This is a genomic window from Chitinolyticbacter albus (assembly GCF_024437655.1).
In the GTDB taxonomy this organism is placed as follows: domain Bacteria; phylum Pseudomonadota; class Gammaproteobacteria; order Burkholderiales; family Chitinibacteraceae; genus Chitinolyticbacter; species Chitinolyticbacter albus.
This window is the reverse complement of sequence record NZ_JANBVF010000004.1, coordinates 268,721-291,098: the sequence shown is the minus strand read 5'-3', so window position 1 is coordinate 291,098 and position 22,378 is coordinate 268,721. Positions and strand designations below refer to the sequence as shown.

Genomic DNA, 22,378 nt, shown 5'->3' with positions numbered 1-22,378 from the left:
GGTAAAGTCGCGGCCATGAAGAAACTATCACTGGACCGTATCCTGCAAAGCCAGGGCTTCGGCACCCGCAAGGGGTGTCGCGCGCTGATCGAAGACAGCGAGGTCACCGTCGGCGGTGAGCCCGTCACCAAGTTCAAGGCCGAGTTCGATCCCGAGGGACTGGAATTCACGGTGTTCGACGAGCCGTGGATCTATCGCCAGCACGTCTACCTGGTGCTGAACAAGCCTGCCAACTACGAGTGTTCGCGCAAGCCCAGCCACCATCCGGGCGTGCATACGCTGCTGCCCGAGCAGTTCACCTGGCGCGAGGTGCAGCCGGTGGGCCGGCTCGATCACGACACCACCGGGCTGCTGCTGCTGTCGGACGATGGCGATTTCATCCACGCCCAGTCGCACCCCAAGCATCATCAGCCCAAGGTCTACGTGGCCACGCTGGCTGAGGCTGCCGACAACACGCTGGTCGCGCAGCTGCTGGCCGGCGTGAAGCTGATCGACGAGCCGGCGCCGATTGCCGCGCAGCGCGCGGTGCTGCTCGACACCAACCATATCGAGATCGTGATCGCCGAGGGCAAGTACCACCAGGTGAAGCGCATGCTGGCCGCCGCTGGCAACCATTGCGCCGCGCTCACGCGTAGCGAGATCGGCGGCCTGAAACTGGCGGAACTGGATCTGGCCGAGGGCGAATGGCGCTATCTGGACGAGCACGATCTTGCCCGGTTGAACGGCGCTTAGACCTGGGCAGCAACAGCGCAAACGTCGCCCATGTCCTTTGCGGCACAGCACGATACAGTGAGCCCGCCACGATATGTGGCGGGCTTTTGACTGATGGTGCAGGCGACTTGAGCTCGGACACCACCCGGCACGGCCAGCGGATTGGGCGCCGGGCGGCGCATCCGGCTTACTGGCTGATGAAGTCGAGCAGATCCCGGTTCAGCCTGTCCTTGTGCGTATCAGTGATGCCATGCGGGCCATCGGCATACTCGATCAGTCGGGCGCCCTTGACCAGCTTGGCCGTGGCGCGGCCGGTGGTTTCGATGGGCACGATCTGGTCGCCCGTGCCGTGGATGACCAGCGTCGGGATGTTGAACTTCTTCAGGTCCTCGCGGAAATCGGAGTAGAAGAAGGCCTCGATGCAGTCATAGGTGGCCTTGCTGCCGGCCTGCATGCCCTGGACGAAGAAGCTGTCGATCAGGCCGGCAGAGGGCTGGGCTCCCGGGCGGTTGAAGCCGAAGAAGGGGCCGCTGGCGATATCCTTGTAGAGCTGGGCACGGTTGGCGAGCGAGGCCTGGCGCAGGCTGTCGAATACGGCAGTCGGTACGCCCGCCGGGTTGGTCTCGGTCTTGCCCATGATGGGCGTGATGGCGCCCACCAGCACGGCTTTGGCAACGCGCTCGGTCCCGTGGCGCCCGATATAGCGCGCCACTTCGCCACCGCCGGTGGAGAACCCGACCAGCGTGGCACGCTTCACGCCCAGCGTACGCAACACCACGTCCAGGTCATCGGCGTACTGATCGATGTTGTTGCCCGCCCATGGCTGGCCCGAGCGGCCATGACCACGACGGTCGTGGGCAATCACGCGGAAACCATGCTCGGCCAGGAACTGCATCTGCGATTCCCAACTGTCCGCGTTGAGCGGCCAGCCATGGCTGAACACGACGACCGGGCCGCTCCTGGGACCCCAGTCCTTCACATACAGCGGCGTGCCGTCGGCGGCAGCGACGTACAGGCCCGAGATGGCGGCAGTGGCAGCAGCGGGGGTGTTGGCCACAGCCTGGGATGGGGCAGCAACGCCGCCGAAAGCGACGGTGATAGCGAGAGCGAGGCGATTAAAGGCATTCATGGTCGTGCTCCTTGTGAGGTCCGGGGTCGAGGTCGATCGCAGGGGTAATGGGTCAGGGCACTCAGGCAGTGGTGCGTACGGTCAGCTGTACGTCCACATTGCCGCGAGTGGCGTTCGAGTAAGGGCAGACCTGGTGGGCCGCCTCGACCAGCGCCTCGGCGTCATCGGCGGCGAAGCCGGGAATGGTGACGACAAGCTCCACCGTCAGCGCGAAGCCGGTCGGGATCGGGCCGATACCGACGTGGCCGGCCACCTGGGTTTCGGCTGGCAGCGCCACCCGCGCCTTGCCGGCGACAAACTTCAACGCGCTCAGGAAGCACGCGGAATAGCCGGCGGCGAACAGTTGCTCGGGGTTGGTGCCGGGGCCACCGGCGCCGCCCAATTCACGCGGCGTCGAAAGCTGCACATCCAGCGCGGAATCGGAGGAAAGCGCGCGGCCTTCGCGGCCACCGGTGGTTACGGCGTGGGCGGTGTAGAGGACTTTCTCGGGGCTCATGTTCTATCTCCTGTCGTGGTCTGAGGTTTGATTTGTCTTGCGACAGGACGGACTTTACCGATGACGCCCGTACTTAAGTTGCCGTAAAATACACATAACTTTGCAATTGGTACGGATCATGGCCGATAGACTCGCCGCGCTGTTCGCCCACTTCGCCGTGCGCGCCGAAACCTTCCAGACCGGGCCGCTATGCGGCATCAACAGCCTGGAGCCCCAGGCCGGGCGCGGTCAGCTGCACCTGATCCGCGAGGGCGGGGTGGAGGTGCATCACGGCAAGCCGGAATTGCTGCGCATAGCCGAGCCCAGCCTGCTGCTCTATCCGCGCCCGCAGGCCCATCGTTTCGTGACCGATCCCAGTTGCGGCGCCCAGTTTGTCTGCGCACACATGGCGTTCGAGGGGGGTGCCAGCCATCCCATCGCGGCGGCCCTGCCGCCCTGGATCTGTTTGCCGCTGACCGCGATACCCAGCTGCGCACCGATACTGAGCCAGCTGTTTGCCGAAGCGCAGGCCGACTACTGCGGGCGCCAGCTGATGCTGAACCGGCTGTTCGAGGTGCTGCTGATCTGGGTGCTGCGCGAGCTGATGGCTCAGGGGCAGATACAATCCGGCATGTTGGCCGGCCTGTCGCACCCCAAGCTACGCGGGGCGTTGGTGGCGCTGCACGAAGCGCCCGAACGCGAATGGCCGCTCGAAGCGCTGGCGGCACGGGCCGGCATGTCGCGCACAGTGTTCGCCAACACCTTCAGGGATGTGGTGGGTTGCACGCCCGGGGGCTACTTGCAGCAATGGCGTATCAACCTGGCGCAGAAGGGATTGCGCCAGGGGCGGGCGCTCAAGCATATCGCGGCGGACGTCGGCTACGGCGGCGAGGCGGCGCTATCGCGCGCTTTTCGCGCACACACCGGTCTATCGCCCCGCGAATGGCGCAAGGCCGAGCTGCACAGGTCCGAGCAGGAAGCCACGGATCACCGCTGATTTCTTTGCGGGGCTAGAATCCTGCATCGCTGTTTCCTGTTTCGTCCATGCGCGCATTGCAAATCCTGGCCGGCCCCGAGGCGCTGACCCGCATACGGGCAGAGGGCTGGCAGCCGGACCTGTTCAGCCACCTGGGTGCCGCCGCCGGCGGGGCCAAGTGGATCATGCTGGCCGGGCTCGACAAGCTGCTGTTCGGGCAATGGCTGCCCCAACGCAGCACACCGCTGATCGCCGTCGGCGCCTCGATCGGGGCATGGCGGCTGGCGTGCGCGGCCCAGCGTGATCCGCTGGCTGCGTTCGAGCGCTTCACCCGCGCCTATGTCGACGAGCAGTTCTACCAAGCGGGCGACGGTCGCATCGAGGTGACACGCGAGGCGCAGCGCATCCTCGCCGCCCTCATCGGCAAGACCGGTGCCGCCGAGATCCCGCAACACCCGTGGCTGCGGCTCAATATCATCGCCGCGCGCGGCCTCAAGGGAATCGACGGCAGCGGCAGCCGGCGCGAACAGCTGGCGCTGGCGCGCGCCGTGGTCGCCAATACCCGCAGCCGCCAGGCGTTGGGGCGGCACCTGGCGCGCACCCTGATCCACGCGGGCGACATGCCGGTGCAGCTGGTCGACGATGGCTTTGCCACGCACGCACTGCGGCTCACCGAGGCCAATCTCGCCGCCGCGCTGACCGCCACCGCCGCGATTCCCGGCATCATCGACGGCGTTGCGTCCTTTCCTGGCGCCCCCGCCGGCTACCACCTCGACGGCGGGCTGATCGACTACCACATGGACCTGCCGCTGGCCGAGCCCTCCGGGCTGATGCTGCTGCCGCATTTCAGCGATCGCATCACCACCGGCTGGCTGGACCAGTTCCTGCCCTGGCGCCGGCCGCGTCACCTTGCGCGCACGGTGGTGCTGGCGCCAACGACCGAGCTCATCGCCAGCCTGCCGGCCCGGCGCATCCCCAATCGCAAGGATTTCATGCGCTATGCCGGGCGCGACGCCGAGCGGCTGGCGCACTGGCACGCGGCGCTGGCGGCGAGCGAGACCATGGCCGAGGACTACGCCGACTGGCTGGCCGCCGGTGCACCGGCCACACGCATCATGCCGCTGCGCTAGCCACATCCTGCTGGCCGGGCTGTTGCCGATGCAGCAGCGCCCGGCAATGCCATCACCCAGGATCGACGGCCCGCCGTCGTGCAGCGGCTGGCATGCTCCCTGCAAGGCATGGGTCTCCACTTTCTCCCGGAACCGCCCATGACCTCGCCCGCCGATCTTTCCGCCACCGAACTGGTACGCCACTATCGCCGCCGCACCCTGTCGCCGCTCGAAGCAACCCAGGACGTGCTGGCGCGCATCGAAGCCACGCAGGCGCAGTACAACGCGTACCGGGTGGTCGACACCGAGGGCGCGCTGGCGCAGGCGCGTGCCGCCGAACAGCGTTGGGTGCGCGGCGAGCCGTTGAGCGATATCGATGGCGTGCCCGCCGCGCTGAAGGATCTGCTGCATGTGCGCGGCCTGCCGACGCGCAAGGGCAGCCTGGCCACGCCAGAGACGCCGCAGACGGATGACAGCCCCGCTGCCGCGCGGCTGCGCGAAGCCGGCGCCGTGCTGCTGGGCAAGACCAATACGGCCGAGTTCGGCTGGAAGGGTGGCACCGAGACGGTGCTCGCCGGCGTCACCCGCAACCCTTGGAGCACGGCGCACTCTCCCTCCGGCAGCAGCGGTGGCGCGGCAGTGGCCGCCGCGCTCGGACTGGGGCCGCTGCAGGTGGCCACCGACGGCGGTGGTTCGATCCGGGTGCCAGCGGCGGTGTGCGGCGTGTTCGGCCTCAAGCCGAGCTACGGCCGGGTGCCAGGCTTCCCGCCGGCGCACAACGGCGACCTGTTCCATATCGGCCCCGTCACCCGGCGGGTGGAGGACGCGGCGTTGCTGCTGAATGTGCTGCAGGGCGACGACGTGCGCGACTGGACCAGCCTGCCCGACCCGGGGCGCGACTGGCGCATCGGGTTGGAGGACGGCGTACGCGGCCTGACCATCGCCTACAGCGCGACGCTCGGCTACGTGGATGTGGCGCCCGAGATCGTGGCACGGGTCGCCGAGGCCGTCGACGTATTCCGCCAGCTCGGCGCGCGCGTCGAGGAGGTCGACCCGGGCTTTGCCGATCCCCGCCCCATACTTGATGCACTGGCCGCAGAGCGGGCGATCCGCCTACAGCGCGAGATCGCGCCGGAGCGCTGGCAGCTGGTCGACGCCGAAATCCGCGCGGCGGTCGAGCGCGCCAGCCGCCATACGCTGGCCGACGTGGTCGCGGCGCAGACGGCGCGCCAGGAGCTCGCCATCGGCCTGCGGCGCTTTCATGCCCGCTACGACCTGCTGCTGACGCCGGTGCTGGCGGGCAGCGTGCCCTTACTCGGGCAGCGGGCCAGCGCGCCGTTCGTAGCGCCGTTCAACCTCACCCAGCAGCCGGCCGCGGCTGTGCCCATCGGCTTCGATGCCGCCGGCCTCCCACTGGCGCTGCAGCTGGTCGGCCCACCGTACCGCGACGACCTGGTACTGCGCGCCGCCCGCGCGCTGGAAGGCGCACGACCGCAGCCATTTCCGGTGCTCTGACACCCGCTGAGTGGTTCCTTTCCTTACAAGCACGAAATTCTAAATGAGAATTAATCGTGATACAGTGCGGGCAATCCGAAACCGCTTGCACACACGATGTACGCCCTCGCCTGCCTGCTCAGCGCGCTCGCCGCGCTTCCGTTCTATCTCTCGTCACCCAACCAGCGCCTGCTACCAGCGCATCGCCCGGCGTTGCACGGCGTCGGTTATGCGCTGCTGGTGGCTGCGCTGTTGCTCGGCACCCTGGGCAGTGACTTCGCATCCGGCCTGTTCGCCACACTGACCGCGCTGATGCTGGCCATGGTGGCGCTGCCCTATCTCGCGCTGGCGCGCAGTGGGGCGGCGTGATGTGGAGCAAAGTCACCGCCGGCGCGGTGCTGGGCCTGCCGCTGTCCGCCTTCGCCGTGGGCACCGTCATCTATGCCTGGCCCGGCCCGTGGCAGCACAGCATGGTCGTCGGCCTGGTGTTCTTCTTTCCGCTGTGGATGGCGGTGATTGCCGCGAGCCCGCTGTTCCGCAGCGCCGGCCGTGCCTGGCTCTGGCTGGCGCTGGCCAGCGCGGCGGCGTTTGCTGCGCTGTGGCTGATCAAGTTCACGGGCTTCGGGAGCTGAAATGATCAAATCCGCCACGCTCAAGCTCTACCAGGCGCTGCATACCTGGACCGGCATCATCGCCGGCTTCGCGCTGTTCATCGCCTTCTACGCCGGCGCCATCACCGTGTTCCACGCCGACCTGCACAGCTGGCAGGATCCGGATACACGCGGCGCTGCCTACGAGCAGATCGACGATGCCGGCCCGCGCATAGCCCGCTTCCACGCCCAGCATCCCGAACTCAAGGGCAATTTCGCGGTGATGCTGCCGTCCGATCACGACCCGGCCTTGGTCGCTTGGTGGTTCGACGCCGCCCGCAACGAGTGGGTGAACAAGCCGCTGGCACAGGCGGAACAGCACATTGCGCCGGCGCCACATTCCAAGCTCGCCGATCTCGTGAACGAGCTGCACTATTCGCTGGGGCTGCCGGTGGCCGGCATCTGGGTGATGGGCGTGGTGTCGCTGCTCTATGGCGTGGCGCTGATCTCCGGCGTGGTGGTGCATCTGCCACTGCTGGTGAAGGATCTGTTTGCGCTACGCCCCGGGCGCAATCTCAAGCGCTTCTGGCAGGATGCGCACAACGCCATCGGCGTGCTCAGTCTGCCGTTTCACCTCATCTTTGCCGTCACCGGCGCGATCTTCTGCCTGTTCACGCTGATGGCCGCCGTCTTCAACTACGGTGTGTTCGACGGCAAGCTGATGAGCGAATTCCCCAGCTATACCAGCTCCGCGGTGCCGCGCACCGCCGCCAAGCAGCCGGCGGCCATGTTGCCCCCGGCCGAGCTGGTGGGCGTCGCTCGGCGCGTGGCGCCGCAGATGGAAGCGAACTGGCTGAGCTTTTCCAACTACGGCGATCGCAACGCCACCGTGGAAATCCGTGGTGTATCGCCGAACACGCTGGCGCCCTACGGCGGCATCGGCGTCGAGCTCGCCACCGGCCGAGTGCTGCGCATCGACATCCCCGGCCAGCGCAGCGTAAACCAGGCGGTGCTGGGCAGCGTGTACGCGCTGCACTTCGGCAGCTTCGGCGGCCACCTGATGCAATGGCTGTACTTCGTGCTCGGCCTTGCCGGCGCCTTTTTGTTCTACTCGGGCAACCTGCTGTGGATCGAGGCGCGCCGCAAGCGGCAGAACCCCGAGCAGCCGCTGCGTACCTGGCGCATGGCACAGGCCACGGTCGGCGTGTGCATCGGCGCCTGCGCCGCGATTTCGGCCGCTTTTGTGGCCAGCATGGTGGCGCACATGGTCGGCGGCGATCCGGCACTGTTCGAGCGCGTCGCCTGCTTCGCCACTTTCTTCATTCTCCTGGGCTGGGCCTTCTGTCGCGCACCGGCGCGCGCGGCGATCGAGCTGCTGCTCACCGCGGCCGTGCTGTCGGCGCTGATCCCGCTTGCCAATGCCATTGCCACCGGGGACCACCTGCTGGTCACCCCGTGGCGCGGGCTGTGGGGCGTGTTCGGCGTTGACGCGATGGGCCTGGCGCTTGCCGCGGGCTTCACCGCGCTGGCCCGCGCCACCTGGCGTCGGGCCCGCAGCGGCCAGCCAGGCAGCGTCTGGGCGCTGACCCCCCCGGACAAGACACGCGCCACCACCGTGGTCGAGCAAGCAAGCTGATTACACGCAACAGCCGGCATCGCCACGAGTGATGACTGGCCATAACAGGGACTGACCATGACTGCCATGACCACGCCGCGTCTGCGGCCTCTTATCGTGAGCCTCGCGCTCGCCTACGCCGCGCCGAACGCGTTCGCGGCCGATGAAACCACGCTACCGACCGTGACGGTCACCGCCGGCGGCGACGCGGCGCCGGAAGCCAAGACGCTGAACGAGTACCGCGCCAAGACCAGCAACACCGGCGCGCTGGGCGCGCGCAGCGTGCGCGACACCCCGTTCTCGATGGAAATCGTCACTTCCGATTTCGTGAAGAACACCCAGGCGACCACGCTGGGCGAAATCTTCAAGGCCGATGCCAGCGTTGGCGTGATCAACAACGGCTACATCGGCGAGGCATCGGGCATCACCATCCGCGGCCTGCAGCTCGACCTGCTCAATGGCATGAAGATCGACGGTTATGCCGTGCCGAACTGGGGCAGCGACCTGCCGCTGGAACACTTCGAGCAGGTGGAACTGCTCAAGGGCATGGCCGGCTTCATGTACGGCTTCGGCCAGCCGGGCGGCATCGCCAACTTCATCAGCAAGCGCCCGACCAACCAGCCCTTGCTGTCGGCCACTGCCGGCTACAAGAACGACGGCGTGTTCCAGCTCGAAGCCGATGTCGGCGGCAGGTTCGGCGAGGACAACCGCTTCGGCTACCGCGTGGGTGCCGTGCACGAGCAGGGCGACACCTTCGTCGAGGATGGCGGCCACATCAAGCGTGATTCGGTCTCCGCCGCGGTCGACTGGCGCATCACCCCGGCGGTGACGCTGTCGGCCGACGCGCTGTATCAGAAGCGCCGCGTCGATGCCGCCTACTACGGCCTGATTCTCGGCCAGAGCTGGGGCATGGGCTATGCCGACATCCCCGAGCCGATCGATGGCAGCAAGCGCCTTGCACCGCAATTCACCTACTACGAAACCGAATACAAGATCGCCGGCACCGAGCTCAACTGGGCGGTGAACGACAACTGGGACGTGAAGGTCGGCTATCGCTACTCGCAGCAGGACCGCCTGAACAAGGATGCCGCGCTGATCCTGATCGACAACGACGGCACCTACGGCGCAACGCAATACGCATCGCTGTCGCGCTACGAGTACCAGAACCTGCAGGCCATGGCGACCGGCCGCTTCACTACCGGCGTGGTGCAGCACGAGCTGGTGTTCGGCCAGGCCTGGCAATCGCTGGTCGAGAAGTTCGGCGGCTTCAACCAGGCCATGCTGGGCCTCGGCAACCTGAACGATCCGGCCGAGTTCACCGACCCCAACCTCTCGGTCGACCATAACCCGAAGAAGTCGAACGAAACCACCCAGGTCTCGACCTTCGTCAGCGACACCATCACCTTCAGCCCGCAGTGGTCCGCCCTCGTCGGCCTGCGCTACACCGAGTTCAAGGACCAGCCGTACGCCAACGGCGAGAAGACCGGCACTGCCTACGAGGAATCGCCCCTCACCCCGACCGTCGCGGTGATCTACAAGCCGGTCGAGCCGGTGTCGATCTACGGCAGCTATGTGGAATCGCTGGAAAAGGGCACCAGCGCGCCGCTGGGCACCACCAACTATCGCGCAGTCTTCGAGCCGATGAAGAGCCGCCAGTACGAAATGGGCGTGAAGGCCGAATATCCGCTGTGGAGCGCCGGTGCTGCCTTGTTCCACCTGGAACGCGGACTGGGCTACGCCAACAGCAGCAACACCTGGGTACAGGGTGGCGAAGAGGTCTACCAGGGCCTCGAAACCTCGGCCAAGGCCGTGCTGGCGCGCGACTGGACGGTGCTCGCCAGCGCGATGTGGCTGGATCCGGAAATCGCCGAGGCGGGTGACGACATCAACGGCAATCGCCCGTACAACGCCGCCCGCTTCCAGGCCAACGCCTACGCCGAATACCGGCTGCCGGCCCTGCCGGGCCTGGTGCTGACCGGCAGCGCGCAGTATGTCGGCGAGCGCCCGCTCGACACCGCCAACGAGCAGATGGCAGGCAGCTACACGCTGTACGGCCTGGGCGCCCGCTACCTGACCAAGGTCGGCAACGAGGACGTGACGCTGCGCCTCAACCTCGACAACCTCACCAACGAGAAGTACTGGCAGACCAGCTGGGGCTTCATCCTGACCCAGGGCGCGCCGCGTACCCTCCGCGCCAGCGCGCAGATCAGCTTCTGAGCATCATCCGCAACAGCAAAAAACGGGCGCCGCGGCGCCCGTTTTGCTTGTGCGCTATCACCCGCTCACATCCACTGTTGCCACAGCATATGGCCGGCGCGATCGAGCACCAGCGCACCGAACACCCAGGCCAGGTACTTGATCGAGTATAGGAACAGGCCGCGCGCCACCGCCTCGTCGCCGCTGCGATAAAGCTTGAGGCTGCGCGCGATGAAGCCGTAGTTGAACCAGGCCGCCACCGCCAGATACAGCCAGCTGCTCATGCCGATGACGAAGGGCAGCAGGCATACCGCGGCCAGCATGATCGCGTACAGCACAATGGTCTGGCGGGTGAACGCCGCGCCGTGGGTGACCGGCAGCATCGGCAGGCCGGCCTTGGCGTAGTCGAGCTCGCGATACAGCGCCAGCGCCCAGAAGTGCGGCGGCGTCCAGGTGTAGATCAAGAGGAACATCACCGCCGCCTCAGGCGACACGGTATTGCTCACTGCGGCCCAGCCCAGTACCGGCGGCATGGCGCCGGCGGCGCCACCGATCACGATGTTCTGCGGCGTGGCGGGCTTGAGCCAGCGGGTGTAGACCACGGCGTAGCCAAAGAAGGTGGCGAGCGTGAGCAAGGCGGTCAGCGTGTTGCCAAAGCTCACGGTCAGCCACAGCCCGGAGCCAGTGAGCAGCGCAGCGTAGAGCGCGGCATCGCGCCGGGTCAGCGAGCCGCGCACTAGCGGGCGCGCCTGCGTGCGGCGCATCTCGGCATCGCGATCGCGTTCGACCAGGCAGTTGACCGCGGCAGCGCCCATCGCCACCAGCGCAATCCCCACGAGCGCCGCCAGCACACGCGGCAGCTCCATCCACGCCGGCCCGGCGAGCACGCAACCGACAGCGGCACAGAAGGTGATCAGCGCAACCACGCGCGGTTTGCCCAGCGCCCAGAAATCGGCGAGCTTGGGCGCGTTAAGCGTAGCGGTAAGCGTTCTGAGCACGGCGTTGCTCCTGGTAGGTGGAACGGGCCAAGAGGCCGGTGAGCAGGGCCAGCAGCAAGGCGGCCCCACCGTTGTGCGCGACGGCGAGCGCCAGCGGCAGATGCAGCAGCACATTGGCTATGCCAAGACCGATCTGCAGCAATAGCGCCGCCAGCAGCCAGGCCCCGGCGCGACGGCCGCTGCGCAGCAGCAGGAAACCAAACAGGCCGACGGTGGCGACCACGGCCAGCGCCCACAGCCGGTGTATCCAGTGGATGGCCGCCAGATGATCGATGTCGAGCGGGCCACCTGCAGCGGTCAGGCCCAGTTCGCGCAGCGGATGAAAGCCCACGGCCCAATCGCCCGGCAGCTGGTAGCCGCCACGGCAAGCCGGGAAACCATCGCACGCCAGCGCCGCGTAGTTGGTCGACACCCAGCCGCCAAGCGCGATCTGGATCACCACCACCGCGAGCGCCAACCATGCGAACAGCCGCAACCCGCCCGCCAATGGCATGCGAGCCGGGCTCGTACGCGCTGCCTGCGCGGTGACCAGCGCCAGCATTGTCATCCCGCCCAGCAGGTGTGAGGTCACCACAACCGGCATCAATTTGAGCGTCACCGTCCACATGCCGAGCAGCGCCTGGAACACCACCACGCCGAGCGGCGCGATGATCAGCCAGGTCGGTACGCCCGTTTCGCGCCGGGTGCGCCACAGTGCAAAGGCCTGCCACAGCAGGATCAGTCCCAGGCCGCCGGCGACATAGCGGTGGATCATTTCCTTCCAGCCCTTGGCCGGATCCACTTCGCCACCAAAGTGTTGTTCGGCGTGCGCCACTTCATGCTCGTGCGTTGGTGCGGTCAGCCGGCCGTAGCAGCCGGGCCAGTCCGGGCAGCCAAGGCCTGCGTCTTCCAGCCGTACATAGGCGCCGAGCATGATCAGGACCACGGTCCAGACCACGGTAAAGATCAGCAGGCGGCGCAGATTGCGTTGCGTCACGGTGGCGCTCCCTCTAACCCAGTGCCCGGTTGTTCTTCAATAGCTTGCCGATTTCGCCCATGGCCCGACGACGGCCTTCGTCGCCGCCCAGTTGCTCCGGGCTATAGCGGATCACGGCATTGCCGTTGGGATCGACCAGGTAAAGCCCGGCGCCCGGCAGCGCCACCTTGGGCGCAAGCAGTGCCGCATCAGCCACCTTGCCCGGGCAGGCACGCGTGGCCGCGTAGACGACACGATCGGCCTCGCGGCCCTGCGCGACGGTGAGCTGGCGTGCGGCGAAGGTGAGCGTATCGATCAACGGCGTGCAACCGGCCGGATCGTGTGCGACCAGCCGCCATTGTGTGGCCGTCGGAGCGACACCGGGCTGGACCAGCAAGGTGCCGAAGCTGGCGCCCCCGGCAGGCCGGTACCAGGTGTACACCGCCTGCGCCGCAAGGATGGGGGCCAGCGCCAAGCTAAACAGCAATAAAAACGTCTTCCGGCCGCGCTTGGGATCAGGAACTTGCATCGGGTACTCCGCGGTTGGAACGATAGAAGCGCCAGCACAACAGCAGGCCGATCACGCTCATGGCCCACCAGGTGGCGGCATAGCCCAGATGCCGTTCCGGGCCTATGCCCAGTGGTCCGGCAAACCGGACGAAGGGCGCGGACTCGCCCACGGCACGGGCGTAGGCGACCGGCAGCGGGCCACCGGCCCACGCCGCATAGCGCGCCGCATCGATATTCTGGAATTGCCGGCCTTCGGGTCGGGTGGCGGCCAGCTCGAAAAAGCGCGGCCAGGGCATCAGTTCGACCGCGCTGTCACGCGCAGGCGGAACGGGGTTGTCGCCCGCCAGCCAGCCGCGATTCACCAGCACCACCTGCCCATCCTGCAACTGGAAAGGGCTGATCACCTCGAAGCCGATCCGGCCGTCGTGGGTGCGGGGAGCCAGCGTCAGCTCGCGCTCGACCAGCCAGCGCCCCTGCAGCCGCACACGGCGGTATTCGGCCGGGAGAGCGCCGCCCGACCATGTTGCCACTGCCTGCTGGCTCGCCGCGCGGTATTGCGCGAACAATGCTTGCTTTTCCAGCGCGCGCGACATCTGCCACGCGCCGAGCAGCAACGTCAGCAACACCAGCCCGAGCAGGCCCGCCATCGCCCAGCGCAACCGGGCTATGCTACGGACTTGTGAAACAGGAGTTGCCATGAAAATCGTTGCCGTCATCTTGCTGATTGTGATCGTCGCCGTACTCGGGCGCGCGATGTTTCAAATGGTGCGGGGTCCTGCAGGCTCACCCAAGCTGGTGCGCTCACTGACCTGGCGCATCGGGCTGTCCATCGCCCTCTTTGTCCTGCTGCTCGTCGCCATCCAGTTCGGCTGGCTGCAACCGCACGGCCTGGCGCCCTGAGTGGTAGTTCAGGCTCGGCCCTCAAGCAGGCCGGATGGGCGAGGAGCACAAGGCGCAGCGGCGAAGCCAGTACTGTGAGTACGGCAAGCCATTGCAACGCAGTGATCGTCGCCCAGGCGGTCTGGATCAAATGCAGTAGACGAAGACGAACAGGATTAGCCACACCACATCGACAAAGTGCCAGTACCAGGCAGCGGCCTCGAAGGCGAAGTGGTGCTCCTTGTCGAAATGCCCGCGCAGCACGCGCCCCAGCATCGTCGCCAGCATGATGGCCCCGACCAGCACGTGCATGCCGTGAAAGCCGGTCAGCATGTAGAAGGTCGCGCCATAGGCGCCGGATGCCAGCGTCAGCTGCATTTCGGTCCAGGCGTGGTGGTATTCGTAGGCCTGCAGGCCGAGGAAGGTGGCACCGAGCAGCAACGTGAGTGCCAAGCCGATCTTGAGATGGCCGCGCTGATTCTCGACCAGGCCCCAGTGCGCCCAGGTCAGTGTCACGCCCGAAGTCAGCAGCAGCGCGGTGTTGATGGCGGGTAGCCCCCACGGCGCCATCGCGTGGTAGGCGTCGACCTTCGGTCCCGTCGCGACCGGCCAGGCTTCCTTGAATCCCGACCACAACAGATCGTGCGTCGTCGAGTCGAAGCCGAGTTCGGGCACGGTAATCACGCGCATGTAGAACAGTGCGCCGAAGAAGGCACCGAAGAACATCACCTCGGAGAAAATGAACCAGCTCATGCCCCAGCGGAACGAGTAATCGACCTGCTTGCCGTACTGGCCGTGAGTCGATTCGCGGATCACGTCGCCGAACCAGCCGAACAGCATCCAGATGATGATGGCGGCGCCCGCGAGCAATAGCCACTTGCCGGCCGATACGCTGTTCATCGCGAATGCGGCGCCCAGTGCCAGACAGAACAGGCCGGATGAACCGACGATGGGCCAACGCGACGGCGCCGGAACGAAATAGTGCGGATCGTGTACACCGTTTTCGACGTTCATGGGAACTCCCTAAGCCTGGCTGCTGACCAGCAGCCGCACGAGTAAAAAGATGATGAGGGCAAATGCCGCGGCCAGCACGAGAGCGGTCACGATCAGCTGCGCCGGTTTGAGCTTGGCGCGCTCGGTTTCCTGGCTGCTGCGGATGCCGACGAAGCCCGACAGCACCGCCTTCACCGTTGAGAAAAAGCTCATGCCTTGCCCTCCAGCGGAAACAGCGTGTACGACAGCGTGACGGCGCCGAGCTCGGCCGGCATGGCCTCATCGACCAGCAACACGACGGTGACCTCGCGTGTTTCACGCGCCGCCAGCGTCAACGCATTGAAGCAAAAGCATTCCATCTTGGTGAGGAAACGCCCGGCGCGCTCGGGCGCATAGCTCGGTACCGCGCGCAGGCCCAGCGGCGCATCCGACAGATTCTCCAGGCGGAACCTGGCCTTGACGAGGCCACCGGCGCGGCCGGCGACCACTGGCTGCAGCGGTGTCAGGCGCGCCGGCAGGCCCGCACTGACATTGGTATCGAACTCCACCCGCATTGCCGCCGCATGCACGTCGGCGAGCTCGGGCCGGGCGCGATCCAGACCCAGCGCCTCGCAGAACACGTTGTAGAACGGCACCATGCCGTAGGCGAAACCGACCATGGCCGCCGCCGCGATGCCCAGCTTGATCGCGGTACGGCGGTTGGCGCGGTCCCGCTCCACGGCGGGCATGGCTGCGGTATTCATGCGTTCCGCTCAGCCAAACAGCCAGCGCCGCACGATGATGCCGACGAAAAACACCGCGGCAACACTCATGAGGATCAGCGCGGTCTTGACGTTACGGGTCACAGCAACTGCTCCTTCAGACCCTTCTCGACCACTTCGCGCGCAGGCGGCGTTTCCCAGGTGTGGTGCGGCGCCGGCGACGGTACTTCCCATTCCAGCGTGTGCGAGCCTTCCCAGGGGTTGGCCGGCGCCTTGCCGACGCCACCGCGAATGGTGTGGATCACGTTGTAGAGGAAGATCAGCTGACCCAGGCCAAAGCAGAAGGCACCAACCGAGGCGAGCGTGTTGAAGTCGGTGAACTGCAGCGGGTAATCCGGAATGCGGCGCGGCATGCCGGCCAGACCCAGGAAGTGCATGGGGAAGAAGGTGACGTTGAACCAGATCATCGACCACCAGAAGTGGAACTTGCCCATCCTCTCGCTGTACATGTAGCCGGTCCATTTCGGCAGCCAGTAGTAGACGGCGCCAAAGAGGCTGAACAAGGCACCGGCCACCAGCACGTAGTGGAAGTGCGCCACCACGTAGTAGGTATCGTGCATCTGCGTGTCGACAGGGGCGATCGAGAGCACCAGGCCCGAGAAGCCACCGACAGTGAACAGGCAAACGAAACCGACGGCGAACAGCATCGGCGTCTCGAAACTCATCGAGCCCTGCCACATCGTCGCGATCCAATTGAACACCTTCACCCCGGTCGGCACCGCGATCAGCATCGTCATGAACATGAAGAACAGCTGCGCCGTGGCCGGCATGCCCACCGAAAACATATGGTGCGCCCAGACCATGAACGACAGGATGGCGATCGAGGCGGTGGCATACACCATGGAGTGGTAGCCGAACAGCGGCTTGCGGGCGAAGGCCGGGATGATCTGGCTGACGATACCGAACGCCGGCAACGCCATGATGTAGACCTCGGGGTGGCCGAAGAACCAGAAGATATGCTGGAACAGTACCGGGTCGCCGCCGCCCACCGCCTTGAAGAAATGGGTGCCGAAGTGGCGATCGGTCAGCAGCATGGTCACCGCGCCTGCCAGCACTGGCGCCACAGCGATCAGCAGATAGGCCGTGACGAGCGAGGTCCAGGCGAACATCGGCATCCTCATCAGCGTCATGCCCGGCGCGCGCATGTTGAGCACGGTGACGACGATGTTGATCGAACCCATGATCGACGACAGGCCAAGCAAGTGGACCGAGAAAATCGCCAGGTCCATGCCCATGCCGAACTGCAGCGACAGCGGCGGGTAGAGCGTCCACCCACCGGCCGCCGCGCCACCTGGCACGAACAGCGAGATCACCAGCAGCAGCGCCGACGGCGGTAGCAGCCAGAAGCTCCAGTTGTTCATCCGGGCAAATGCCATGTCCGGCGCGCCCAGCATCAGCGGCAGCATCCAGTTCGCCAGGCCCGTGAAGGCCGGCATGATGGCGCCGAACACCATGATGATGCCGTGCAGCGTGGTCAGCTGGTTGAAGAACTCCGGCTGCCAGAACTGCAGGCCCGGGGTGAACAGCTCGGCACGGATGCCGAGCGCCATCAGGCCACCGACAATGAACATCGTGAACGCGAACCACAGGTAAAGCGTGCCGATGTCCTTGTGGTTGGTGGCATACACCCAGCGGCGCCAGCCGGTGCTGGCGTGGTGGCCATGATCGTCATGGCCATGCGCCTCGTCGGCATGGCCGCCCTGGATCGGGTTGAGGGTTTCGGTAGCAGCAGTCATGACAAATCCTTACTTGCGAGCGGCCTTGACATCCTTCGGCTGGATGAAATCGCCGACGGAGTTGCCCAATGCGTTACGTTCATAGGTGACGACGGCAGCGATCTCGGTATCCGAGAGACCTTGCCAGGCCGGCATGGCGCCCTTGCCCGAGAGCACGATGCCCACGTGAGCGGCGATCGGCCCGTTCGCGATCTTGGAACCGGTCAGCGCCGGGAAGGCACCGCCGCCCGCGCCGTCGGACTTGTGGCAGGCCGCGCAGTTGGCTTCGTACACGGTCTTGCCACGCGCGATCAGCTCGTCACGCACCCAGACCTTGTTCGGATCATCGGCCGCCGCCTTGGCTTCCTTCTGCTTCTGCTCTACCCAGGCGGCGAATTTGTCCTTGGATAGCACCTGCACCACGATGGGCATGAAGCCGTGATCGCGCCCGCACAGCTCGACGCATTGGCCACGGAACGTGCCTTCCTTCTCGGCCTTGAACCAGGTGTCGCGGATGAAGCCCGGGATCGCATCCTGCTTCACACCGAAGGCGGGTACGCCCCAGGAGTGGATCACATCGTTGGACGTGGCCAGGATGCGCACCTTGGTACCCACCGGCACCACCAGGGGCTCGGTCACCTCCAGCAGGTAGTGTGCATCCTTCTGCTTGCTGTCGCGGTGATAGTCCTCGATCTGATTGCGCGGCGTCGCGAGCTTGCTCTTGAAGCCGAAGCCATGGTCCAGATAGTCGTAACCCCAGAACCACTGGTAACCGGTCGCCTTGATCGTCAACTCCGCGTCGCGCGTGTCCTTCTGCGCCAGCACCACCTTGGCGGCGGGCCAGGCCATGATGACGAGGATGACGGCGGGAATCAGCGTCCATAGCACTTCCACCGTGGTGTTCTCGTGGAAGTGGCGTGCCTTGTGGCCGGATGCCTTGCGGTGCTTGAAGATGGAATAGAACATCACCCCGAACACGGCGATGAAGATCACCACGATCACCGCCATGATCCAGGCGTGCAGATCGGAGATATCCCTGGCGATCAGGGTCTGCGGGGTTTGAAAGGTGTATTTGCCATCGATGGCGTACGTACAGGCAGGCAAAAGCGCTGCGAGCCCAAGGGCACGCGGAAACCGCATTGGAACCTCCACTGGTTAGGTGTGGCCGAATCGCGCACGCGCGTCGGTCTTCTTGGTGGCTATTGGTATTTTTCCCCAAGCATCTTTAGGAAAAAATTGCCTTACCGCAAGAACAAAGGAATATTTAGGTCTCCGTCTGTCGGTTTTTTGCACATTATTGATGCAAGACAACCTAAACCGACACTACACGTGGGTAGTTGCGACCAATAAGGAGGAGCCAAAATGGATTTGCATCTCGACAGCCTCGACGAACACTTTTCACTGCCCAAGACGCGCAAGGTACCCTTTGTACGACCTTTTCACTGGCTCAAGATGGGCTGGCAGGACTTCAAGGCTCATCCCCGTCCCAGCCTCATCTGGGGCGTGATCGTCGCCATCGTTGGCTGGCTGTCACTGGGCGTTGCGGTGGGTTACCCCTACCTCTTCACATTCTGTATTTCGAGCTTCCTGCTGTTGGCGCCGCTGATCGCTTCGGGCATCTACGAGCTCACCAGCAAGCGCGAGCAAGGGCAACCGACGTCCTTCGTGCAATCGGTGCGCGATTATGTGAAAAACCTGAGCCAGATCGCCTTCTTCGGCTTCGTGCTCGGCCTGATCGCACTGAGCTGGGAACGCATCTCGGCCATTCTGTTCGCGCTGTTCTACGGTGGTGAGGCCGTATCGCTGCAAGGTTTCTTCTCGGCGCTGACCGGTGAATATGCCGGCTTCACCATCGCCTGGTTCGTCGCAGGTGCCCTGCTCGCGACCGTGGTTTTCGCACTGACCGCCGTGTCCATACCCATGCTGGCCGACCGCGAGATCGATACTGTCACCGCAATGATGACCAGCCTGCGCGTGGTGGCCGAGAATCTGCCGGCGATGATGCTATGGGCAATGCTGATCGTAGGGCTGACCGCCGTCGGTTTTGCCACGGCGCTGTTCGGCCTGATCGTGATCTTCCCGGTGCTGGGTCACGCCACCTGGGTGGCCTACAAGGATCTGGTCGAATAAACCGCTTATTTTCATCCAAGCCTTGACGTAGCTGCCAGCACCCGTTAATATCTATTTCTCTGTCGCGGGATGGAGCAGTTGGCAGCTCGTCGGGCTCATAACCCGAAGGTCACAGGTTCGAGTCCTGTTCCCGCAACCAAATACCGAAACCCCTGCTCACCCGAGCAGGGGTTTTTGTTTTGTCCAAACAGCCCTATCTACCCCGCCTGCAGCGCGCTTCAATTCGCATCCGGGGTGGGTTACGACGCAACAAAAAACCCGGCTAGACGCCGGGTTTTTTGCATATCGCCCCTGCGCAGTATCAGGCGATTTGGCCGTGGCAGTGCTTGAACTTCTTGCCGGAGCCACAAGGGCAGGCGTCGTTGCGACCCACGCCGGCAAACTGCACGCCTGGACCTCCTTGCGCCGCCATCGCGGACATCAGCGCCGCCTTGATCTGCTCTTCGTCGCCAGAGGCCAGCAGTGCCTCCAAGTCGGCGTGCTGGAACTGCATCGACGACTCGGGCAGCGCCTGCGGCGCCACCGCATCCAGATCGGCCTGCGAGCGCACCTGCACGTTCATCACGATGCGCACCACGTCGCGCTTGATGCTGTCGAGTAGCGCCTCGAACAGCTCGAACGCTTCGCGCTTGTATTCCTGCTTGGGGTTCTTCTGCGCATAGCCGCGCAGATGGATGCCCTGGCGCAGATGATCAAGGCTGGTCAGGTGTTCACGCCAGCTGTAATCCAGATGCTGCAGCAACACCGAGCGCTCGAACTGGCGGAACGTAGCCTCGCCCGCTTCCTCGGCCTTGGCGGCATAGGTCTGCGCTGCGACTTCGATCACGCGTGCCTTGGCCGCTTCGTCGGACAGGTCGGTCTCGTCCTTGAACCATTGCCCCACCGGCGCCACCACACCGTATTCGGTCAGGGCCTTTTCCAGCCCGGTCAGATCCCATTGCTCTTCCATGCTGCCCTGCGGCAGATACTGGTCAAACAGATCGCCGAAGAAGGCGCCGCGCATCGCGGCAATGGTGTCGGCGACGTTGTCCGATTCGAGGATTTCGTTGCGCTGGCCATAGATGGCCTTGCGCTGCTCGTTCGATACATCGTCGTACTCGAGCAGCTGCTTGCGGATGTCGAAGTTGCGGCCTTCCACCTTGCGCTGCGCCGATTCGATGGCGCGACTGACGATGCCGGCTTCGATCGGCTCGCCTTCGGGCATTTTCAGCTTGTCCATCACGAAGGCGACGCGCTCGCCGGCGAAGATGCGCAGCAGCGTGTCTTCCAGGCTGAGGTAGAAGCGGCTCGAGCCCGGATCACCCTGGCGACCAGAGCGACCGCGCAGCTGGTTGTCGATACGGCGCGAATCGTGACGTTCGGTGCCGATGATGTGCAGGCCACCGGCATTGACCACGTCCTCGTGCAGCTGCTTCCACTCGACCTTGAGCGCATCGATCTTGCTGCGGCGGCTCACTTCATCCAGCGCTTCGTCATTCTCGATCAGGCGCAATTCACGCTCGACGTTGCCACCGAGCACGATGTCGGTGCCGCGACCGGCCATATTGGTGGCGATGGTCACCTGGCCCGGACGGCCAGCCTGGGCAACGATCTCGGCTTCCTTGGCGTGGTGCTTGGCATTGAGTACGTTGTGGGCGATACCGTCCTGCTTGAGGACGCCCGACAAGAGCTCGGACTGTTCGATCGAAGTGGTACCGACCAGCACCGGCTGGCCGCGTTCGACGCAACCCTTAATGTCGGTGATGATGGCGTTGTACTTCTCTTTCGCCGTCTTGAACACCTGATCCTGGCGGTCCTGACGCACCATGGGGCGGTTGGTCGGGATGATCACCGTTTCCAGGCCGTAGATCTGCTGGAATTCGTACGCTTCGGTATCGGCGGTACCGGTCATGCCGGACAGCTTGCCGTACATGCGGAAATAGTTCTGCAGCGTAATGGTGGCGAGCGTCTGATTTTCCTGTTTGATCTCGACGCCTTCCTTGGCCTCCACCGCCTGGTGCAGGCCTTCGGACCAGCGGCGGCCTGCCATCAGGCGGCCTGTGAACTCATCGACGATGATGACCTCGCCATCGAGCACCACGTAGTGCTGGTCCTTGAGGAACAGCGCGTGGGCGCGCAGCGCGGCATACATGTGGTGCATCAGGCCGATGTGTTGCGCGGCATACAGGCTGTCGCCCTCGGGCAGCAGGCCCATCTGGGTGAGGACGGCCTCGACCTTCTCGTGGCCCGCTTCGGACAGCAACACCGAATGCGCCTTCTCGTCGACCCAGTAGTCGCCCTCGCCTTCTTCTTCGGTCTGGCGCGCGAGCTGCGGCGGAATGGTGTTCATCCGCACATAAAGATCAGTGCTGTCCTCAGCCGGGCCGGAAATGATCAGCGGGGTACGCGCCTCGTCGATCAGGATGGAATCGACCTCATCGACGATGGCGTAGGCGAGATCGCGCTGTACGCGCTCGGCCGGGCTGAACACCATGTTGTCGCGCAGGTAGTCGAAGCCGAATTCGTTGTTGGTGCCGTAGGTGATATCGCAGGCATAGGCCTTCTGCTTCTCATCGTGCGGCATCTGGCCGACGATTACGCCGCAGGACAGGCCCAGGAAGCTGAACAGGCGGCCCATGGTGCCGGCATCGCGCTGCGCCAGGTAGTCGTTCACCGTGATCACGTGCACGCCGCGACCGGACAACGCATTCAGGTAGGCGGGCAGCGTGGCGACCAACGTCTTGCCTTCGCCGGTGCGCATTTCGGCGATCTTGCCGTAGTGCAGTGTCATGCCGCCGATCAGCTGTACGTCGAAATGCCGCATGCCCAGCGCGCGCTTCGCGCCCTCGCGGCAGACGGCAAACGCTTCGGGCAGGATGGCATCGAGTGATTCGCCCTTGGCGACACGCTCGCGGAACTCGACGGTCTTGGCTTGCAACGCCTCGTCCGACAGCGGTTCGATCTGCGCCTCGAGCGCGTTGATCTGGGCAACCGCGGTGCTGTACTGCTTGAGCAGACGATCGTTGCGGCTACCGAAAACTTTCTTGAGCAGAGTCGAAATCATGTCGAAGGCCGTGTCCCGCCGTGAGGGCGGTGTTGTAGTTAAAACAACGGCGGAAGGGAAACCCATCCGCCGCATGCAGACTGCTACCCAGGTGGGGAC

At 65.1% G+C, this 22,378-nt stretch carries 23 protein-coding genes and 1 tRNA gene; 11 read left to right on the top strand and 13 right to left on the bottom strand.

Annotated elements, in window-relative coordinates:
- The first annotated feature begins 15 nt into the window (after positions 1-15).
- Positions 16-732: a pseudouridine synthase gene (locus NLI84_RS03925; RefSeq protein WP_255988310.1), complete on the top strand. Its 717-nt coding sequence runs from the start codon at positions 16-18 to the stop codon at positions 730-732.
- A 166-nt stretch (positions 733-898) separates the two neighbouring features.
- Here the strand turns inward: NLI84_RS03925 and NLI84_RS03920 are convergent, their stop codons facing one another.
- Entirely contained in the window at positions 899-1,840 is a 942-nt protein-coding gene (locus NLI84_RS03920; protein WP_255988309.1) for an alpha/beta fold hydrolase, read from the bottom strand.
- 61 nt (positions 1,841-1,901) lie between these two features.
- Complete coding sequence (locus NLI84_RS03915) at positions 1,902-2,336, bottom strand: organic hydroperoxide resistance protein (RefSeq protein WP_255988308.1); 435 nt, start codon at positions 2,334-2,336, stop codon at positions 1,902-1,904.
- A gap of 118 nt (positions 2,337-2,454) precedes the next feature.
- Here NLI84_RS03915 and NLI84_RS03910 point away from each other — a divergent pair, with 118 nt between their 5' ends.
- The 7 genes from NLI84_RS03910 (at position 2,455) to NLI84_RS03880 (ending at position 10,316) form a co-directional block, all read left to right on the top strand.
- Positions 2,455-3,312, top strand: coding sequence for an AraC family transcriptional regulator (locus tag NLI84_RS03910; protein ID WP_255988307.1), 858 nt, complete (start codon positions 2,455-2,457; stop codon positions 3,310-3,312).
- Positions 3,313-3,359: 47 nt separating this feature from the next.
- Positions 3,360-4,421 (top strand): patatin-like phospholipase family protein, encoded by a 1,062-nt coding sequence (locus NLI84_RS03905; RefSeq protein ID WP_255988305.1) that lies wholly within the window; start codon positions 3,360-3,362, stop codon positions 4,419-4,421.
- A 138-nt stretch (positions 4,422-4,559) separates the two neighbouring features.
- Complete coding sequence (locus NLI84_RS03900; RefSeq protein WP_255988304.1) at positions 4,560-5,915, top strand: amidase; 1,356 nt, start codon at positions 4,560-4,562, stop codon at positions 5,913-5,915.
- 96 nt (positions 5,916-6,011) lie between these two features.
- Complete coding sequence (locus NLI84_RS03895; RefSeq protein ID WP_255988303.1) at positions 6,012-6,263, top strand: hypothetical protein; 252 nt, start codon at positions 6,012-6,014, stop codon at positions 6,261-6,263.
- Positions 6,263-6,526 carry a hypothetical protein gene (locus NLI84_RS03890; RefSeq protein WP_255988302.1) on the top strand — a complete coding sequence of 88 codons (264 nt, stop codon included), beginning with the start codon at positions 6,263-6,265 and terminating at the stop codon, positions 6,524-6,526. Before NLI84_RS03895 ends, NLI84_RS03890 begins: the two co-directional genes overlap by 1 nt.
- Before the next feature lies 1 nt (position 6,527).
- Entirely contained in the window at positions 6,528-8,120 is a 1,593-nt protein-coding gene (locus NLI84_RS03885) for a PepSY-associated TM helix domain-containing protein (RefSeq protein ID WP_255988301.1), read from the top strand.
- 96 nt (positions 8,121-8,216) lie between these two features.
- Positions 8,217-10,316, top strand: a complete 2,100-nt coding sequence (locus NLI84_RS03880) for a TonB-dependent siderophore receptor (protein ID WP_255988300.1) — start codon at positions 8,217-8,219, stop codon at positions 10,314-10,316.
- Positions 10,317-10,381: 65 nt separating this feature from the next.
- Here NLI84_RS03880 and cyoE read toward each other — a convergent pair whose 3' ends face one another.
- From cyoE to NLI84_RS03860, 4 genes are read right to left on the bottom strand one after another with little or no spacing between them, the layout of a single operon-like run.
- Complete coding sequence (gene cyoE / locus NLI84_RS03875; protein WP_255988298.1) at positions 10,382-11,293, bottom strand: heme o synthase; 912 nt, start codon at positions 11,291-11,293, stop codon at positions 10,382-10,384.
- Entirely contained in the window at positions 11,265-12,269 is a 1,005-nt protein-coding gene (locus NLI84_RS03870) for a COX15/CtaA family protein (protein WP_255988296.1), read from the bottom strand. The genes cyoE and NLI84_RS03870 overlap by 29 nt, the downstream gene beginning before the upstream one ends.
- Before the next feature lie 13 nt (positions 12,270-12,282).
- Positions 12,283-12,777 carry a hypothetical protein gene (locus tag NLI84_RS03865; protein WP_255988295.1) on the bottom strand — a complete coding sequence of 165 codons (495 nt, stop codon included), beginning with the start codon at positions 12,775-12,777 and terminating at the stop codon, positions 12,283-12,285.
- Positions 12,764-13,456: an SURF1 family protein gene (locus tag NLI84_RS03860; RefSeq protein ID WP_255988294.1), complete on the bottom strand. Its 693-nt coding sequence runs from the start codon at positions 13,454-13,456 to the stop codon at positions 12,764-12,766. The genes NLI84_RS03865 and NLI84_RS03860 overlap by 14 nt, the downstream gene beginning before the upstream one ends.
- Here NLI84_RS03860 and NLI84_RS03855 point away from each other — a divergent pair.
- A complete protein-coding gene (locus NLI84_RS03855) occupies positions 13,455-13,658 on the top strand; it encodes a twin transmembrane helix small protein (RefSeq protein ID WP_255988293.1) in 204 nt (67 codons plus the stop codon). The two genes, NLI84_RS03860 and NLI84_RS03855, sit on opposite strands and share 2 nt — an antisense overlap.
- Positions 13,659-13,784: 126 nt before the next feature.
- Here NLI84_RS03855 and NLI84_RS03850 read toward each other — a convergent pair whose 3' ends face one another.
- The 6 genes from NLI84_RS03850 to coxB are packed head-to-tail and all read right to left on the bottom strand — an operon-like array spanning position 13,785 to position 18,210.
- Positions 13,785-14,651 carry a cytochrome c oxidase subunit 3 gene (locus NLI84_RS03850; protein WP_255988292.1) on the bottom strand — a complete coding sequence of 289 codons (867 nt, stop codon included), beginning with the start codon at positions 14,649-14,651 and terminating at the stop codon, positions 13,785-13,787.
- Between the two features lie 9 nt (positions 14,652-14,660).
- A complete protein-coding gene (locus tag NLI84_RS03845) occupies positions 14,661-14,843 on the bottom strand; it encodes a DUF2970 domain-containing protein (RefSeq protein WP_255988291.1) in 183 nt (60 codons plus the stop codon).
- A complete protein-coding gene (locus tag NLI84_RS03840) occupies positions 14,840-15,373 on the bottom strand; it encodes a cytochrome c oxidase assembly protein (protein ID WP_255988290.1) in 534 nt (177 codons plus the stop codon). The genes NLI84_RS03845 and NLI84_RS03840 overlap by 4 nt, the downstream gene beginning before the upstream one ends.
- Before the next feature lie 9 nt (positions 15,374-15,382).
- Entirely contained in the window at positions 15,383-15,475 is a 93-nt protein-coding gene (locus NLI84_RS19120) for a cytochrome oxidase small assembly protein (protein WP_255988289.1), read from the bottom strand.
- Positions 15,472-17,127, bottom strand: a complete 1,656-nt coding sequence (ctaD, locus tag NLI84_RS03830) for a cytochrome c oxidase subunit I (RefSeq protein WP_255988288.1) — start codon at positions 17,125-17,127, stop codon at positions 15,472-15,474. Before ctaD ends, NLI84_RS19120 begins: the two co-directional genes overlap by 4 nt.
- Before the next feature lie 9 nt (positions 17,128-17,136).
- Positions 17,137-18,210, bottom strand: a complete 1,074-nt coding sequence (gene coxB, locus NLI84_RS03825; protein ID WP_255988287.1) for a cytochrome c oxidase subunit II — start codon at positions 18,208-18,210, stop codon at positions 17,137-17,139.
- Positions 18,211-18,468: 258 nt separating this feature from the next.
- Between coxB and NLI84_RS03820 the strand changes: the two genes are divergently transcribed.
- The gene (locus tag NLI84_RS03820; protein ID WP_255988286.1) at positions 18,469-19,236 is read left to right on the top strand and encodes a DUF2189 domain-containing protein; all 768 of its coding nucleotides are present in this window, start codon (positions 18,469-18,471) and stop codon (positions 19,234-19,236) included.
- Between the two features lie 63 nt (positions 19,237-19,299).
- A tRNA-Met gene (locus NLI84_RS03815) sits at positions 19,300-19,375 on the top strand.
- Positions 19,376-19,537: 162 nt separating this feature from the next.
- Here the strand turns inward: NLI84_RS03815 and secA are convergent.
- Positions 19,538-22,279 carry a preprotein translocase subunit SecA gene (secA, locus tag NLI84_RS03810; protein ID WP_255988285.1) on the bottom strand — a complete coding sequence of 914 codons (2,742 nt, stop codon included), beginning with the start codon at positions 22,277-22,279 and terminating at the stop codon, positions 19,538-19,540.
- Between the last annotated feature and the right edge of the window lie 99 nt (positions 22,280-22,378).

Excerpts from the sequence above, each read along its gene's own strand:
- NLI84_RS03865 (WP_255988295.1), bottom strand. The coding sequence starts at position 12,777 with ATGCAAGTTCCTGATCCCAAGCGCGGCCGGAAGACGTTTTTATTGCTG.
- NLI84_RS03820 (WP_255988286.1), top strand. The coding sequence starts at position 18,469 with ATGGATTTGCATCTCGACAGCCTCGACGAACACTTTTCACTGCCCAAG.
- NLI84_RS03845 (WP_255988291.1), bottom strand. The coding sequence starts at position 14,843 with ATGAGCTTTTTCTCAACGGTGAAGGCGGTGCTGTCGGGCTTCGTCGGC.
- NLI84_RS03860 (WP_255988294.1), bottom strand. The coding sequence starts at position 13,456 with ATGGCAACTCCTGTTTCACAAGTCCGTAGCATAGCCCGGTTGCGCTGG.
- NLI84_RS03915 (WP_255988308.1), bottom strand. The coding sequence starts at position 2,336 with ATGAGCCCCGAGAAAGTCCTCTACACCGCCCACGCCGTAACCACCGGT.
- NLI84_RS03850 (WP_255988292.1), bottom strand. The coding sequence starts at position 14,651 with ATGAACGTCGAAAACGGTGTACACGATCCGCACTATTTCGTTCCGGCG.
- NLI84_RS03855 (WP_255988293.1), top strand. The coding sequence starts at position 13,455 with ATGAAAATCGTTGCCGTCATCTTGCTGATTGTGATCGTCGCCGTACTC.
- NLI84_RS03905 (WP_255988305.1), top strand. The coding sequence starts at position 3,360 with ATGCGCGCATTGCAAATCCTGGCCGGCCCCGAGGCGCTGACCCGCATA.
- NLI84_RS03920 (WP_255988309.1), bottom strand. The coding sequence starts at position 1,840 with ATGAATGCCTTTAATCGCCTCGCTCTCGCTATCACCGTCGCTTTCGGC.
- NLI84_RS03890 (WP_255988302.1), top strand. The coding sequence starts at position 6,263 with ATGTGGAGCAAAGTCACCGCCGGCGCGGTGCTGGGCCTGCCGCTGTCC.
- NLI84_RS03885 (WP_255988301.1), top strand. The coding sequence starts at position 6,528 with ATGATCAAATCCGCCACGCTCAAGCTCTACCAGGCGCTGCATACCTGG.
- NLI84_RS03925 (WP_255988310.1), top strand. The coding sequence starts at position 16 with ATGAAGAAACTATCACTGGACCGTATCCTGCAAAGCCAGGGCTTCGGC.
- NLI84_RS03910 (WP_255988307.1), top strand. The coding sequence starts at position 2,455 with ATGGCCGATAGACTCGCCGCGCTGTTCGCCCACTTCGCCGTGCGCGCC.
- NLI84_RS03840 (WP_255988290.1), bottom strand. The coding sequence starts at position 15,373 with ATGAATACCGCAGCCATGCCCGCCGTGGAGCGGGACCGCGCCAACCGC.
- ctaD (WP_255988288.1), bottom strand. The coding sequence starts at position 17,127 with ATGACTGCTGCTACCGAAACCCTCAACCCGATCCAGGGCGGCCATGCC.
- NLI84_RS03900 (WP_255988304.1), top strand. The coding sequence starts at position 4,560 with ATGACCTCGCCCGCCGATCTTTCCGCCACCGAACTGGTACGCCACTAT.
- secA (WP_255988285.1), bottom strand. The coding sequence starts at position 22,279 with ATGATTTCGACTCTGCTCAAGAAAGTTTTCGGTAGCCGCAACGATCGT.
- NLI84_RS03895 (WP_255988303.1), top strand. The coding sequence starts at position 6,012 with ATGTACGCCCTCGCCTGCCTGCTCAGCGCGCTCGCCGCGCTTCCGTTC.